The following is a 16,044-nucleotide window of genomic DNA, read 5'->3' on the forward strand; positions in this document are numbered from 1 at the left end:
ACGAACCAGCCACCATGGACAATGGAGACCTCCCGCCACCGGAATTTTGAAAAACTGTGGAGAAAGCCAAACAATCACTCAACTGTCAAGATTGTATCGGCATACCGAACATCCCATAATGTCATTATGTCAGATGATTATTCCTACAAGCCACGTCATGGCTTTGATATCCGGGTAAAACCGTCACGCGGCGGACGCACGGCAGCAAAAAGCTGGGCCAAAAAAGAAGTACGCCAGTGCGATGCGCCGGATTGCACCAACGCAGCCGAATCACGCGCGCCAAAATCACCGCAGCAACTGAGCGAATATTTCTGGTTTTGCCCGACCCATGCCCGGGAGCACAACAAGAACTGGAACTTCTTTGCCAGCATGACAGATGATGAGGCAAAGGCATTTCGTGAGGCACAGCGCTATGGCGGGCGGCCAACCTGGCAGATGTCCAAGAATGCCAGGGCCAGTGCTGCGGCACGCGCCGGTGTGGACGGACAGGCAAGCATCGACGACAGCGTCGGCGTTTTTGCGCAAAGCCCTCAGGCCAAGCCGGGTATGGAAGGCGCTTTTCGCGAAGGCCGCAAGCTCACCAAACTACAGGTATCAGCTTTCAAGACCTTCAATCTGCCAACCAACGCCCCCGATGCCGATATCAGGAAGCGTTATGCGGAGCTGGTCAAACGCTTCCACCCTGATTCCAATGCAGGCGATCGCGGTGCTGAAGAGCAGTTGCAGGAAGTCATCAAGGCGCACCAGATCCTCAAGAAGGCAGGCTATTGCTGAACGCTGCTGCAATAATGGTGCATTAGCTTCTTGCCACTCAAGCGCATTTCAGGGAATGTCCGAGCAAAGGACCGGAGTTGATTCTACATGAGTAATCTGACCAGTGACGCGCATTTTCAGGAAGCGCCGGATAAGGAAGTATCTGCCAGGGACGTATTTGGCGTCGAGGTTGATCTTAAAGTACCCGCTTTTTCCGAAGCCAACGAATATGTGCCGCCTGTTGACCCGACCTACCGGTTCGATCCTGAAACCACGCTCGCTATTCTAGCCGGGTTTACACACAACCGCCGCGTCATGGTGCAGGGCTATCACGGGACAGGGAAGTCCACACATATTGAACAGGTTGCAGCCCGACTGAACTGGCCTTGCATCCGTGTCAATCTGGACAGCCATGTCAGCCGGATTGATTTGATTGGTAAGGACGCCATCGTGATTGAAGATGGCAAACAGATTACGTCCTTCAAGGAAGGGATGCTGCCATGGGCTTTCCAGCGCCCGGTCGCACTCGTTTTTGATGAATATGATGCCGGTCGGCCTGATGTGATGTTCGTGATCCAGCGGGTGCTGGAAGCAGAAGGCAGGCTCACCCTGCTCGATCAGAACCGCGTCCTGACACCCAACCCGCATTTCCGCCTGTTTGCGACCACAAATACGATCGGTCTTGGTGACACCACGGGTCTTTATCATGGCACACAGCAGCTCAATCAGGGACAGATGGACCGCTGGTCAATCGTTACCACACTGAATTACCTCGCACATGAAGAAGAAGTGGCGATTGTGCTCTCCAAATTGCCCTCTTACGACAACGAAGACGGCCTCGCCAAGCTGGATGCCATGGTCAAGGTTGCCGATATGACGCGCAATGCGTTCATGAACGGCGACATCGCCACCGTGATGAGCCCGCGTACCGTTATCACCTGGGCCCAGAACGCTGAAATTTTCCAGAATATCGGCCATGCGTTCCGGGTCACATTTCTGAACAAATGTGACGAACTGGAGCGCCCAACAGTCGCTGAGTTTTACCAGCGCGCCTTTGGAGAAGATTTACCCGAAGCTGCTCATTTGCTGGCCATTGCCTGAACCAAAACAAATCCAGTCTTCAGGCAATCGCGCCCGCAATCCAGGCAAACAGCATGATGATCAGCAGGGCGCCGATAAAGGCAAAGCCCAACATGTCCAGGCCCTTGCCTTCCGGCATCGGCTTTTTCTTTTTGCTCGCGATATGCGCACCTGTAAGAAGTTGCAGTCTTTTCTGCTCAGGGGTCATGGTGACCTCCATTCAATCATGATGATTGTCTGATACCGCGTATATGCGACTTTTTCAGGGCAGGTACAATATACGAGCCTGCAAGGCTCATTAGGATTGCTGAAATCGCTGCCAACGGCTAGGTCAGGCGTTTCGTAATAACTGGAATAATCCCGTGGCACCTCCCCTGCTAACCCTTCAGGACGTTCACCTGACTTTCGGTGGCACACCGTTGCTCACTGGAGCCAGCATGAGCGTACACGAAAAAGATCGTCTGTGTCTTGTGGGGCGCAATGGATCGGGCAAGTCCACCTTGATGAAAATTGCCGCTGGACTGATTGAAGCCGATAAGGGTGACATCATTAACCGACCGGATGTGACGGTGCGATATCTTGAACAAGACCCGGACTTTTCGAGTTACGCAAGTGTCAGGGAGTATGCGGAACAAGGCCTCGCCCCCGGCGATGATGATTATATTGTTACTCTTCTGCTGGAACAGATTGGCCTGACCGGCGAAGAATCCCCTGCACAACTTTCCGGTGGTGAAGCGCGGCGGGCAGCCCTTGTACGGGCACTGGCCCCAGAGCCTGATATCCTGTTGCTCGACGAGCCTACCAACCACCTCGACCTGCCGACAATCGAGTGGCTTGAGCAGCTGTTAAGCCGGACATCATCCGCCCTCGTCCTGATTAGTCACGACCGGCGTTTCCTGGAGAACATGACACGTAAGACTATCTGGCTGGACCGGGGCCAAACGCGGGAATTGAATGACGGCTTTGCCGGCTTCGAGAGCTGGCGGGATACAGTGCTTGAACAGGAGGAACTGGAGCGCCACAAGCTGGATCGCAAAATCGTGCGTGAAGAGCACTGGATAACATATGGCGTAACAGCACGCCGCAAAAGAAATGTCCGCCGGCTGAAAGAGCTGGACAGCTTGCGCCAGCAGCGCAAGGAGGCTGTCAAAAATCCTGGCAAAGCCAAACTGGAAGCATTTGACAGCGGCCAGTCCGGCAAACTTGTGATTGAAGCTGAAGGCCTGTCCAAATCATATGACAGTAAAATTCTTATCAATAATTTCAGTATGCGCCTTAACCGTGGCGACAGGGTCGGCATTACCGGGCCAAACGGCTCCGGCAAGACAACACTGCTGAATTTGCTTCTGGGCCAGCAACCGCCGGATGCAGGCAATGTCCGCCTTGGAACCAATCTTGATATTCTCACCCTCGACCAGAAACGCGCTACCCTGAAACCAGAAACAAGACTGGTAGATGCCGTCACTGGTGGCCGGGGGGATTCCATTTCTGTCGGCGGGCAGATGCGCAATGCCATGAGTTATCTCAAGGATTTTATGTTTTTACCCGAACAGGCGCGCTCTCCTGTTGCTGCCCTGTCTGGCGGCGAAAAGGGACGGCTTGCCTTGGCGATCGCTTTTGCCAGTCCGTCCAACCTGCTGGTACTGGATGAACCAACGAACGACCTGGATCTCGAAACCCTTGACCTCGTGCAGGAAATGCTCAGCGCCTATCAGGGAACGGTGATGCTTGTCAGTCATGATCGGGACTTTCTCGACAGGACTGTCACCAGCACGCTCACGCCTGAGGGGAATGGTAATTGGCGGGAATATCCAGGTGGCTATTCTGATATGAAGCGCCAGCAGAAGGCGCTCGCTCCGGAGCAACAGAAGACGGTTTCTGCCCCCTCCTCGCGGTCGCCCTCTTCCCAGGCAGAAAGCGCACAGCCAAGAACAGCAAGCGCGAAACTATCGTACAAGGAAAAATATGCACTTGAGACCCTGCCTGGTGAAATCGAGAAACTGCAGGAGGATATAAAGAGTTTTCAGGAAAGGATGGCTGATCCTGACTTATTCTCACGCGCGCCGGAAGAGTTTCACAAGATCGCTGAACGGCTTGAGCAGACAGAAAAACAGCTGGAAGCAAAGGAAGAGGAATGGCTTGAGCTGGAAATGAAGCGGGAAAGCCTTGAAGAGTAATACTTTGTTAACCAACCTTCAGGTTGAAATCGATCAGATTGCGCGCTGCTTAAACGCCAGATTAACCAGAACCGCCTAAAGTGACCCTGATTTAGTGTATCTGTCTGGCGGGTCTGAAAATTTTGCGCGTTCTGAAAACACTTTGGCCCGAGCGGTCACCTTCTGCCAAACTTCAGGCTGTTGAAGTTTTCAAAGGCATGTCCCCCATGCTGTTTGCCTGCATGGGTGTCACAGCCGCTCTGGGACTGCCGGGTGTATTTCTTGCTGGCCAGCCATTCGCCGCCATTCCGCTGTTGCTGATTGGTCTTTTCTCTTTCGTCCGGTATCTTCACTGGCGCAAGGCAGACGTTAGCAGCTTCAGCGTTGCTGAGTTGGACAAAGCGCTCTCCTTCGTACCCCTGTCAGCAGCTTTTTGCGGTCCTGTCTTTTCAGCGCTTGCATTATACATCATGTCTACGATGCCAACGGAAGCGATGTTCATTATCGCTGGCTGGATGACCATGATGGCTTGCATCAGCAGTATCAGCATGTGCGCGACACCCTTCACGGCCAAGATCATCATGGTCACCCTGATGTTACCAGCCAATCTGATGATGGTCTTTCAGGACGATTATCGTCTGCAGGCATTCGGCGCAGTCATGATCCTCAGCAGTCTGCTGGTTATCGGCTGCTTCTCAACTGTTTTGCGCGTGGTGACACAGATCAAGGAACAGGCTCTGCAAAACGCAGAACGCAGCCGTGATCTTGCCAAAGCCATGCAGAACTATTTCGACATGTCAGATGATATTGTCTGGGAAACCGACAAAGAAATGAAATTCACATTCATTTCAGATGCGATTGAGTCATTCTCAGGCCAACCGGCACACAAATTTCTGAACCGCTCTCCCATCAGTCTCCTGAATGAAAATGACCCGGAAACAAAGGGTAACATCAGAAAATTCCAGGATGCCTGGGAACAGGCTATTCCCTTCCATCATATTGTCGTCAACGTGATCGCGAGCAGCGGCAACAGTCTTTATGCCGATATATCAGGGGCACCAGTCTTCAACGAAGAAGGTGAGCTTACCGGGTATCGCGGCGTCATGGCGAACACCACGCGCCTGATGCATCAGCGTAACGACATAATCCGTACCAAAGAGAAATTCCGTGACTTCGCAGAACTTGCTGCTGATTGCCTGTGGGAAACGGATGCAGAGCATATATATACCTATATTTCAGATGTGATTGAGAAATGGACCGGTCAAAAAGCATCGGAGCTTCTTGGTCAGAAAAGAGGCGAAGTTCTGGAACATTCGACGCCTGAAGCAGCCCACACAGACTGGGCTACTCATATGGATGACCTTGAGAACAAGAGACCGTTTCAGAACTTTATCGTTCGTACACGCAACGACGATATTCTAAGCACCAGCGGCAAGCCAAAATTTGCTACGGATGGCACATTCACTGGCTATCGCGGCTATACCAAGGAAATTACGCGCGAACATACGGCGCGACTGGAAGCCAATGCTGCACAGTCAGAATTGCAACGCGCCAATCTGGAACTGGAAAAGCGCATCAAGGGCCGTACCCTTGATCTGCAACGCCAGACTGATCTGCTGCAGGAAATTTTCGACACCATGGGCGAAAGTCTGGTGGTGCTGGACCAGAATTTCAATATCGAGATGGTCAACGAAAAACCTGATGTGCCCTTGCCGCCAGGTGAATGGCATATTGGCAGGAATGCGATTGATCTGTACGAAAACGCTGCCAGCGTCGAACTGCCAAAAACGGGCGATACTTGCAGTGTTACTGAGCAAAATCGCAGGCTGGTTGAGAACCTGAGGGGCCGCAAGCCTTTCCGGGGCAAGCGTCTTGATGTATCTGGTCAGCATATCAGCGAGGTATTTTACCCCCGGACTGATGGTGGGTATGTCATTCTGTATTCGGATGTCACCCGCGACATGCGCCGCGAAGACGAACTGCGCGGTCTGTCACGTGATTTGCGCAAATCGCGCGACCTTGCCGAGGATGCCAACAGAGCCAAGTCCGAATTTCTTGCCAATATGAGCCATGAAATTCGCACCCCTATGAACGGGGTCCTCGGCATGGCAGAATTGCTGATCAAATCCGGCCTTTCAGACAGGCAACATGAGATGGCACAGGTCATCATGCGCTCTGGCGACAGCCTGTTGACGATCATCAACGACATTCTGGATTTCTCCAAGCTGGAAGCCGGCAAGATGGCCATCGGGTCAGAGCCTTTTGACATGCGCGCTGCCATTGAAGATGTGGCCAGTCTTGTGTCACCGCATGTGCAGGAAAAGGGCCTTGAACTGATGATCCGGTATCAGCCGGACTTGCCACAGGATTATACCGGTGATGTGGGGCGCCTGCGCCAGGTCATTACCAACCTTGTCGGCAATGCCGTCAAATTCACCGAAACAGGGCATATTCTAGTCGATGTTTCCGGCACAAGAGATGGCGGCCATGCTGAATTGTGTATCTCGGTTAAAGATACAGGATGCGGCATTCCGGCCGAAAAACTGGACAAGATTTTCAACAAGTTTGAACAGGTTGACGGCTCCAATTCCAGAAAGTTTGAAGGAACCGGCCTTGGCCTGAGCATTTCAAGAAAAATCATTGAACTGATGGGCGGTACAATCTCTGTCCGCAGTGATCTTGGTCAGGGCTCCACGTTCTTTTTCAATGTCCGCCTGCCGGTGGAAAGCAAACAGCAACAGAATACGCGCAGTATTACGCCAGTGCTGAGCGGCATTCGTGTTCTTGTCGCAGATGACAACAGCGTGAACCGTGAAATCCTGAAAGAACAACTCAAAAGCTGGTCACTCGTCCCTGTGCTGACAACGGATGGCTTTGATGCCCTGAAGAAACTGGAACAGGCCAGAGAAGTAGGTAACCCGTTCGGCCTTGCTATACTGGATTTCCAGATGCCCGGCATGGATGGGGCAGAGCTGGCCCGGAAAATCAGAGTTGAATACACAGAGCGGGACTTGCCCATGGTGCTCCTGTCTTCGGCCGGCCATAGGGATAGCCAGGAACTGCAGAAAGAACTCGGACTTGCGGGGTATCTCATAAAACCGGCCCGCTCTTCGCATCTGCTGGACACGATCATATGCGCGCTGCACGCAAATACCATTCGTGGCCTGCAAAGCGCCAGCGCTGAACTTCAGAAACAGGCTGCTGAACAGCCCGTATCGCCAGCCGCAGCGGCCAATGATACTGAGCGCCGCATCCTTGTGGCTGAGGATAACATGGTCAACCAGATGGTCCTGCGCTCCATGCTTGAGCCTCTGAACTGTGAAGTCGATATTGCCGAAAATGGTCAACTGGCAATCGAGAAGTTGCAGCAGCAATCATACGACCTCGTACTGATGGATGTTTCTATGCCCGTGATGGATGGTCTTCAGGCAACAGCCGAAATCATCAGGATGCGTGAACAGGGTATGGCATATGTGCCGGTCATCGGTGTCACGGCTCACGCGATGAAAGAGGATGAGGAAAAGTGCCTCGCCGTTGGTATGGATGCCTACATGCCCAAACCGATCAAACAGGACAAGCTGCTCGCAGTCGTCACCAAATGGGTGGATGAGCGCAAACAGCGGGAAACGCTGGCAGAAAGCGCCTGACGGGTGTCGCATACAGCCTCTATGAGGCCGTTGAGCGACTTCAGAAATCTCTCTCTGGTGCAGTATTTAGATTATTACCTCAATGCATAGATGGCGACATATGCTATATGTTTCATGCATTTAGTGGCTATCCACAGAACGATCTTTCCCGGACGGGCCTGCCTGAATTGGTCAATGAATGTGTTATTTTAAGAATTCATCCCTAAATCAGTGACACGATTGACATATTTCAGGTTCAGACTGGTCGTTAGCCATGTTCAGCAAAATTCCAAGTTCCGTCAGGACATCCCTCGTCCTCACCCTCATCGTCATCATGTATTTTGTCGTCAGAACGCTGTTCAGTTCTGCGCCAGAACCAGCAGATGAGCGATTCGAATTTCCCGTAACGCGCGTTGTTGTCGAAACCATCAATGCCGGTGATCAGGCACAGACTGTGGTCATCCGGGGACGCACCAAGGCAACACGCTCTGCGGTCCTAAGGGCAGAAACAGCCGGACAGGTTTCTGCCACCCCTGCGCGCGAAGGCAGCATCGTCAAACGCGGTGACGAATTGTGCCGGATTACCCCCGGCACCCGCAATGCCGGTCTGGCCGAAGCGCGTGCTGCCCTCGACAAGGCCCAGATTGATTATAACGCCGCTGTCGAACTGGCCCAGCAGGGATATTCTTCAGAAGCTGCCGTTGCAGCGGCGCGTGCTGCACTGGACCTAAGTCAGGCCAATCTGACCCGTGCCCGGATGGATTTTGCCAAAACAAAAATTACCGCCCCCTTCGACGGCATACTTGTAGAACGCCACGTGGAAGTCGGGGATCTGCTGACGATTGGTGCATCCTGCGCCAAAGTGTCACAACTTGACCCGATCATCATCACCGGCTCCGTCTCTGAACAGGAAGTGCGGCGACTGAGTCTCGGTGCCACAGCGCGAGTCACAGTTTCCGGTGGCGACGAACTCGATGCTGTCGTCAGACTGATTTCTCCAGCTGCGTCAAACATGACCCGAACCTTTACCGTCGAACTTGAAGCGGCAAACCCCAATGCCCTGCCAGACGGATTAACGGCGAATGCACAGGTGAACCTTGGTAACAAACCGGCGCATCTTGTGCCGCGCAATGCACTGCTGCAGGACGATTCAGGCGCTCTGGGCGTCCGCGTTGTCGAAAATATTTCCACCACTGACGGCCATGGCAAGGTGCGTTTCGCACCGGTCTCGATCCTCAATGATGTGCCTGAAGGCGTCTGGGTTGCCGGGCTTGATGGCAGCATTGACCTGATTGTCCGGGGACAGGACTATGTAAAACATGGTCAGGAAGTGCAGACGGCTGCACCTGGCGACATCGTGACGACGGGATAAAATCAGCATGACGCATCTGGTCGATATTGCTTTCAAGCGCGCCAAGGTAACCCTGCTGGCGCTGGCGCTTCTCGTATTTGCCGGGGTCAATTCGTTCAATACCATCCCGCGTGAAGCAGACCCGGATGTGCCATTGCCCATGGCATTGATTGTTATCCCATTGCCCGGTGTTTCGCCTGAAGATGCAGAGCGACTTCTCATCAAACCCACGGAACTGGAACTGCAGTCCCTCGAAGGTGTGACGGAAATGAATGCGCTCGCCTATGAAGGCGCTGCACAGATCCGCCTTGAGTTTGAGCCGACCGCCAATATGGATCAGGCACTCGTTGACATACGCGAAGCGGTCGACAAAGCCCGCAGTGAATATCCCGCTGAAGCGCTGGAGCCGTTGATCGAGGAATTCAACGCCCAGCAGATGTTCCCGATCATCTCGATCACCCTGTCAGGCGATGTCCCCGACCGTACACTCTACCTGACCGCTGACAGATTGCAGAAATCTCTCCAGAACGTCCAGGGCGTGCTGGAAGTGGACCTTGTCGGCCAACGCGATGAAGTCCTTGAAGTGGTCATCGACCCTGACACCTTGCAATCCTATGGCTTGAGCGCACAGGAAGTTGCCGCCGCCATCCGCAACAATAACAGTCTGATTACAGCCGGCTCGATCCGTTTTCCCGATGGTGCCTATGCCGTCAAATTACCGGGATTGATCCGCTCTGTCGCGGAAATGGAATCCATCCCGGTGCGTAGTGATGGCGAGAGTGTCGTTCTGTTATCGGATGTCGCAGACATTCGTCGCACATTCGAGGATACTGACGGCTATGCCCAGTTCAATGGCGAGCCTGCTGTTGGCCTCAATGTCAGCAAACGCTCCGGTGCCAACATTATAGACATGACCGAAGGGGTCAAAAGAGTGACGGAGGAAATGGCTGCAGCACCTGATTGGCCCAGTTCGATCCGGTACGAATTCATCGGCGATCAATCCTATTTCGTCGACACGATCCTTAATAGCCTGACAGCTTCCATCGTTCTCGCCATCCTTCTGGTCATGATTGTTGTCGTCGCGGCATTGGGCCTGCGCTCTGCTGTTATGGTCGGTTTTGCCATTCCCTCATCGTTCCTGATCGGCCTCGCACTGCTCAATCTGTCGGGTTACACCCTGAATATGATGACCATGTTTGCCATGGTCCTTTCCGTCGGGATGCTGGTGGATGGGGCCATCGTGGTTGTTGAATTCGCTGATCGGCGCATGACCGAAGGGGCAACGCGCCGGGATGCCTATGCCAGTGCCGCGAAGCGCATGTTCTGGCCGATTGTCGCCTCCACCGCGACAACACTGGCGGCGTTTGTGCCGTTCCTGTTCTGGCAGGACGTGCCCGGACAGTTCATGCGCCTTTTGCCCATTACGCTGATATTCATTCTGACCGGGTCGGTTTTTGTCGCCCTTATCTTTCTGCCGCTCTTTGGTTCATTCTTCGCCATACCGGAAGTCGTGAAAAAGCGGCTCGGCTTGAAGGGTAAGACGGACAACGACAAGCAAGCCGACTTCGACAGCATAGACCCAACAACACTGACCAACATTACCGGGCGCTACGCGCGCTTTATACGCTGGATCCTGCGCAAACCGCTGGCCACACTTGTCGTGGCGTTCATTGTGCTGAATTTCTGTATTTTCATGTTCAGCAACGCCACACCAGAATCCGAGTTTTTTATCCGCGGTGACAGCGAGCAGACCTATATTAACATCCAGGGTCGAGGTAATATCTCGGAACAAGAGAAACTGCAGATCGCCAACGAAGTGCGGCAGAAGGTCGAAGGTCACTACGCGATAGAGAGCATCTATACCCAGACCGGCCCGGCCCTCAGCCGTGGTAACAACTCACCGGTTGAGACGATTGCGCAACTCAATATTGAGCTGATCCATTACGAAGATCGCGAACACAGTCTCGTCATTCTGGAGGAATTCCGTCGGCTGACTGCCGGCCTGCCGGGTATCGTGCTTGAGATAGGCCAACCTGAAAACGGCCCACCTATTGGCAAGGACGTACAGGTTGAGATCGTCGTAGAAGATGATGTAAAGGCACGGGAAGCAGCGCGCCTGATCCGTGAATTTGTCAATCAGAGTACGGTTGAAGTGAACGGGCTGGAAGTACCAACCTATATCGATATTGAGGACAATCGCCCCCTGCCCGGCATTGAATGGGCCCTACAGGTAGATCGCGAACAGGCGGGCCGCTTCGGTGTCTCTATTGATGATATTGGGGCGGCTATCCAGCTGGTGACGGATGGATTGCTGATTGACAAGTTCCGCCCGGATAACAGCGACGAAGAAATCGATATCCGCATCCGTTATCCTGCCGAAGAGCGTACCATTGCGGCTCTGGAGGAAATACAGATACAGACACAGTCCGGCCCGCTGCCAATTTCAAATTTCGTACAGCGTGTTGCTCAGCCGCAGATTGACCGCGTCACCCGTCGCGACAGCCGCCGCGTTCTGGATGTTAAAGCCAACGGCAACAGCAATATATCGGGCCATCAGGTCAGTCAGGACCTTGCCATATCGGTAATGCAGGAATGGCTCGACAGTGGTGATCTGGCAGAAGCAGTTGGCCCCGGCGTTCCATGGGCACTTGTCGGGTCTACGGAAGAACGCGACCAAGCTTCAACATTTTTCGCCGGTGCCATGGCCGCTGCCATGTTCATGATCGGGCTGATCCTGCTGTTGCAGTTCAACTCATTCTATCATGCCGCGCTTACCCTGTCGGCGGTGGTGTTATCAGTATTCGGTGTTCTCCTGGGCATCGCCCTTACCGGCCAGTATATTTCCGTGATCATGACGGGTACCGGAATCGTTGCTCTTGCCGGAATTGTCGTTAACAACAACATTGTACTGATTGATACCTATCAGCACCTGCGCAAAACCGGCCTTTCGATTGAAGAAGCCGTCATCCGCACCGCTGCGCAACGCGCGCGCCCTGTATTGATGACAACGATTACAACGATCATGGGTCTGCTACCCATGGTGTTCGAGATCAATGTGAATTTCCTCACAGGCCAGATCGGGATCGGTAACGCCGTCTCTGACTGGTGGGTGCTACTGTCATCAGCTGTGGTTTACGGGCTTGCCTTTTCTACATTGCTGACACTTGTATTGACGCCAGTTCTTCTGGCAGCCCCCAGCCAGATACCGGCCAACCTGATGATTGCCTGGCGTGAAATCCGTGACTGGATCGGCGAAATGCGCGGACACCCGGCAGTACATTCATCCGCTCAGGGACAGGCTGCACTGACAGCCGAAAATAGTACCAGACAGGGGTCTGATGATGACTATCACCGTACAGCCGCCGAGTAACGCCGGAGGAGCCTGATCATGACAACCGCTCAGGATGTACGCAGCCGGACTATCTTTCCAACCCTGGTACTTGAATGCACCGTTCCGGATGCTGAGCGCATCAATGTGGAGCTCAAACAGGCAATCCTGCAAAAGAAATCCGAAGATGCGGGCATTCACCGCTCCAATTTCAATGGCTGGCATTCTAAAGATGACATTCTTCAATGGGGCGGCGATGCCATGCGCACGGTCGCGGTCGCTGCGATAGAAATGTGCAATGGCTTCACCCATGATGACGGGATGAAGAATGATGAGCCACGCTTCAGCTGGAGCATTCAGGCATGGGCCAATGTCTCACAGAAAGGGGCATCCAATCAGTATCACGCCCATCCAGGCGCGTTCTGGTCAGCCGTTTACTTTGTCGATGATGGTGGCTCGGAAAACAGCGGACAGCTTGTCCTGCAGGATCCGCGTTTTCCCCTCAACAAGATGACTGTGCCGGATCTCAGCGTTCGGGACACGCAAGGCAACCGGGAACGCACGGAAATATCTGTCACGCCAAAACCCGGCAGAATGCTCGCCTTTCCTTCATGGCTGACTCACGGCGTGCGCCCGCATCAGGGTGAGCAGGATCGCATTTCCATTGCCATGAATCTGATTGCAAGCCCAATCGCAAAACCCGCTTCTTAGGCAGCACTCAGACGTTACTGGTCGCCTGAATCCTCTTCCTCGTCTTCCGGGACAGTGAATATCTGCCCGGGATAGATAAGATCAGGGTCACGGATCTGGCTGGCATTCGCTTCATAGATAATCGTATATTGAGCGCCTTCACCATAGATGCGACGGGAAATCACCCAGAGGGAATTGCCGGGCTGCACAATCACATTGCCATCTTTGAACTGAACATCACTGTATGACGCCCGCTCGAACGGTAGTTCCAGGGCATATTCAGGCTCGCCAAACTCATCCAGTTGGATCACCTGCAACGTGTAACGACCCGGCATGATGGATTCCGAAATGGACCAGCGGCCATTTTCATCTGCCGTTGTCTGACCGATGAAACTGCGGTTCGCGTAAATGGATACTGTTGCGCCCGGTGACGCACGCCCGGCAAAGACGACACTGCCGGCATCATCATAATCAATCGTTTCGAGCGCCAGAGGCCCTAGACTGACATCCGGGTCGGTCGGGCGTTGCAATACTTCGCTGGCACCGCCCGGTGTGGTGCGCAGGATCAGCGGTTTGTCTCCCTCACGCTCGGGCACATAAATCACAATCGTCTCATCTGACTGGATCGTCAGCCCATCCGTGGTGGTCATGGAAAGGGTCAGCTCGACCGGACCTGCCTTGAGAGGTGTTTCCGTATTGATCGCCCAACTGCCGTCACGCCCCGCCGTTTCAGTTTCCAGCGGCTCTTCATTGGCAAAAATGGTCACTTCCGCCTCAGGGGCCGCAACCCCCGCAATGACGGCAAATCCGCTACGGTCAACGCGGACAATATCAAACCGAGGTGGCTGAATACCCGGATCAGGCTCCACTTCTGTAATGTCCGTCTCTTGTGTTACTTCCTCGGAGACTTCAGGTGTTTCCTGCGACGGCAGCCAGCCCGCTTTTTGCACGATGAAGTAACCACCAATTGCCAGCAGGATCAGCAGCAGAAACAGAAAAATGACACGCATTGAGATTACCCTTCAGATTACCATCAGGCGGGTTTATTGCCGGAGCGATTCCACCTAAACATCATTTTATCTGGCACACCTTAGCATGTCCTGCTAGCAAGGCCAGCAGCCTTGAAAGCGGAAAGAAATGACCGGATTGAAATCCTTATGCGTTTACTGCGGCTCCCGAATGGGAGATGAGCCCATTTTTGCCGATGCGGCGACACAACTGGGCAAGCACATGGCAAAAGAGCAAGTGCGCCTTGTCTATGGCGGCGGCAAGCTCGGATTGATGGGCACCGTGGCAGGGGCTGCGCGCGATCATGGCGGCGATGTGTATGGGATCATCCCGAAATTCCTTGTCGAAATGGAAGGCATCCTGGAGGGCGTCGATCATGAAATCGTCGAGACCATGCATGAGCGCAAGATGATGATGTTCGAGCAGTCAGACGCTATCTGTACCCTGCCGGGGGGTATCGGCACGCTGGAGGAAATTATCGAAGTACTCTCCTGGGCCCGTCTGGACCTGCACCGCAAACCGGTTGTCCTTCTGAATATTGGTGGCTTCTGGTCGCCTCTGGTGGAACTCCTTAACCACATCATTGATCGTGGTTTCGCGGCGGAGGAATTGCGTCACGATATTGTTCTTGTCGACAAGCCGGAAGATGTTATTCCGGCTGCGGAAGATCGATTGATGAGAAGCAGGCTCTGACTGAAATCAGGCACGCTCTCCCCGCAGGCGCGCGCGCGCCTTTTCCGGACCAATTAACTGGAAGATAACGGGCATATCCGGCCCATGGGGCAGACCTGTCAACGCAAGACGCAAGGGCATGAATAACTGCTTGCCCTTGCGGCCTGTTTTTTCTTTCAACGTATTCACAAGCTCTTTCCAGCTGGTCTCATCAAGCGCATCCGGCACCAGCGTGGCAGCTTCATCCGTAAAAGCCTTGTCTTCGATCACGGGATCGATCTGTTCACGTATCATGTCCCGCCAGGTCGATACGTCAGAAAGTTTTTCTATGTTCCCGCGAACGGCAAGCCAAAGCGGTTCATCAACATCCAGCGCTGCCAGCCTGTCAGCCAGAGCGGTAAAGGGCAGATCATGCAGGATTTTCGCATTGAGCTGCTCAAGTTCCTTCGGGTCAAACCGTGCTGGCGCCCTGCCCATTTTCTCGAAGGAAAAACCCTCAACCAGCTCGTTGATGTCTGCCTTTGGCTGTACCGGATCAGCGGTGCCAAGGCGCGCCAGCAAACTGCTGATGGCCTGGGGCTCAATCCCTGCCTCACGCAAGCCTTCAATGGAAAGAGAGCCAAACCGCTTCGACAGCCCCTCCCCGTCCGCTCCCACAAGCAGGGAGTGGTGGGCAAAAGCGGGCATGGTGCCAGCCCCCTTGAAGCGTATCAGATGCGCAAACAGTTCTATCTGCGTGGCAGTGTTGGTCACATGATCCTCGCCCCGGATCACATGAGTGATGCCGAAATCCACATCATCCACACAGGACGGCAGCGTATAGAGATATTGCCCGTCCTCCCGGATCAGAACGGGGTCTGACACGGCCGACGTATCCACCTTCACATCGCCGCGGATCAGGTCCTGCCATTCCACGGGCTGCTGGGACAGTTTCAACCGCCAATGGGGTCGGCGACCTTCAGCCTCATAGGATTTTTTTTCTGCCTCACTCAGCTCAAGTGCCGCACGGTCATAAACAGGTGGCAGGCTGCGAGCCCGCTGAAGCTTGCGCTTGCGATCAAGTTCGTCTGCTGTCTCATAGCAGGCATAGAGCAATCCCTGCTCTTTCAGCCAGTTGGCCGCAGCGTCATATTCGCCAAAGCGCTCGGACTGGCGGGCAAATGCCTGATGTGTAATCCCGAGCCAGCCAAGATCATGCTGGATACCGTCTTCGTACTCTTTTGTTGACCGGGCCTGATCGGTATCATCAGAGCGCAGCATCAAGATGCCGCCTTCCTTCTGCGCGAACAGCCAGTTGAGCAGTGCGGCACGCACATTCCCGACATGAATTTTGCCAGTTGGTGACGGAGCAAATCTTACCTTAACCTGAGACATTCAACT

The 16,044-nt window shown here is 53.8% G+C and carries 11 protein-coding genes; 8 read left to right on the forward strand and 3 right to left on the reverse strand.

Annotated elements, in window-relative coordinates; genetic code table 11:
• Positions 1-126: 126 nt before the first annotated feature.
• Positions 127-774 carry a J domain-containing protein gene (locus RAL90_RS09850; RefSeq protein WP_306250111.1) on the forward strand — a complete coding sequence of 216 codons (648 nt, stop codon included), beginning with the start codon at positions 127-129 and terminating at the stop codon, positions 772-774.
• An 87-nt stretch (positions 775-861) separates the two neighbouring features.
• Positions 862-1,854, forward strand: coding sequence for a cobaltochelatase subunit CobS (gene cobS, locus RAL90_RS09855; protein WP_306250113.1), 993 nt, complete (start codon positions 862-864; stop codon positions 1,852-1,854).
• 19 nt (positions 1,855-1,873) lie between these two features.
• On the opposite strand, the gene RAL90_RS09860 is transcribed toward cobS, so the two are convergent.
• Positions 1,874-2,041: a hypothetical protein gene (locus RAL90_RS09860; RefSeq protein WP_306250115.1), complete on the reverse strand. Its 168-nt coding sequence runs from the start codon at positions 2,039-2,041 to the stop codon at positions 1,874-1,876.
• 154 nt (positions 2,042-2,195) lie between these two features.
• Here RAL90_RS09860 and RAL90_RS09865 point away from each other — a divergent pair, with 154 nt between their 5' ends.
• The 5 genes from RAL90_RS09865 to RAL90_RS09885 all read left to right on the forward strand — a co-directional run bounded on the left by RAL90_RS09865 (position 2,196) and on the right by RAL90_RS09885 (position 13,005).
• Positions 2,196-4,010, forward strand: a complete 1,815-nt coding sequence (locus RAL90_RS09865) for an ATP-binding cassette domain-containing protein (protein WP_372340381.1) — start codon at positions 2,196-2,198, stop codon at positions 4,008-4,010.
• 122 nt (positions 4,011-4,132) lie between these two features.
• Positions 4,133-7,636 carry a response regulator gene (locus RAL90_RS09870; protein ID WP_306250119.1) on the forward strand — a complete coding sequence of 1,168 codons (3,504 nt, stop codon included), beginning with the start codon at positions 4,133-4,135 and terminating at the stop codon, positions 7,634-7,636.
• 253 nt (positions 7,637-7,889) lie between these two features.
• Positions 7,890-8,987 carry an efflux RND transporter periplasmic adaptor subunit gene (locus RAL90_RS09875; protein WP_306250122.1) on the forward strand — a complete coding sequence of 366 codons (1,098 nt, stop codon included), beginning with the start codon at positions 7,890-7,892 and terminating at the stop codon, positions 8,985-8,987.
• A gap of 7 nt (positions 8,988-8,994) precedes the next feature.
• Positions 8,995-12,336, forward strand: a complete 3,342-nt coding sequence (locus RAL90_RS09880) for an efflux RND transporter permease subunit (protein ID WP_306250124.1) — start codon at positions 8,995-8,997, stop codon at positions 12,334-12,336.
• Between the two features lie 18 nt (positions 12,337-12,354).
• Complete coding sequence (locus RAL90_RS09885; RefSeq protein WP_306250126.1) at positions 12,355-13,005, forward strand: TIGR02466 family protein; 651 nt, start codon at positions 12,355-12,357, stop codon at positions 13,003-13,005.
• A 14-nt stretch (positions 13,006-13,019) separates the two neighbouring features.
• On the opposite strand, the gene RAL90_RS09890 is transcribed toward RAL90_RS09885, so the two are convergent.
• Positions 13,020-13,994, reverse strand: a complete 975-nt coding sequence (locus tag RAL90_RS09890) for a LysM peptidoglycan-binding domain-containing protein (protein ID WP_306250128.1) — start codon at positions 13,992-13,994, stop codon at positions 13,020-13,022.
• 127 nt (positions 13,995-14,121) lie between these two features.
• On the opposite strand from RAL90_RS09890, the gene RAL90_RS09895 reads away from it, so the two are divergent.
• Positions 14,122-14,685, forward strand: a complete 564-nt coding sequence (locus tag RAL90_RS09895; RefSeq protein ID WP_306250129.1) for a TIGR00730 family Rossman fold protein — start codon at positions 14,122-14,124, stop codon at positions 14,683-14,685.
• A 6-nt stretch (positions 14,686-14,691) separates the two neighbouring features.
• Here RAL90_RS09895 and gltX read toward each other — a convergent pair whose 3' ends face one another.
• On the reverse strand, positions 14,692-16,038 hold the full coding sequence (gene gltX / locus RAL90_RS09900) for a glutamate--tRNA ligase (protein ID WP_306250131.1): 1,347 nt from the start codon (positions 16,036-16,038) through the stop codon (positions 14,692-14,694).
• Between the last annotated feature and the right edge of the window lie 6 nt (positions 16,039-16,044).

It is taken from the genome of Parvularcula sp. IMCC14364, assembly GCF_030758415.1.
Lineage (GTDB): Bacteria > Pseudomonadota > Alphaproteobacteria > Caulobacterales > Parvularculaceae > Aquisalinus.